This is a genomic window from Mycobacterium pinniadriaticum (assembly GCF_026242045.1).
In the GTDB taxonomy this organism is placed as follows: domain Bacteria; phylum Actinomycetota; class Actinomycetes; order Mycobacteriales; family Mycobacteriaceae; genus Mycobacterium; species Mycobacterium pinniadriaticum.
Genome location: NZ_JAPJDO010000141.1, coordinates 1 through 220 on the forward strand (window position 1 = coordinate 1; position 220 = coordinate 220).

The window sequence follows — 220 nt, forward strand, 5'->3', positions numbered from 1 at the left end:
CTCTTCGACGATCCGGACAGCACCCTCACGGAACTCCCGGTCGTACTTCTTCCGTTTCTCTGGCATCTCGATCCCTATTGTTGATGCCTCCACGGTCTCGGGGGAAGTTCATACCCCCAGCCGCCCAGCACGCCGTCAGGGCAGACCGGGCAGGCAATCGCGCCGGCCATCAACCGGGACTCGACGCGGACAGGATCGACCTCTACCGTCACCATCAGTG

Annotated in this window: 1 pseudogene; it reads right to left on the reverse strand. The window is 62.7% G+C overall.

Features of this window, described 5'->3' with window-relative positions:
- Positions 1–110 precede the first annotated feature (110 nt).
- A pseudogene (locus ORI27_RS32965) lies at positions 111–215 on the reverse strand (helix-turn-helix domain-containing protein); the annotation flags it as partial.
- Between the last annotated feature and the right edge of the window lie 5 nt (positions 216–220).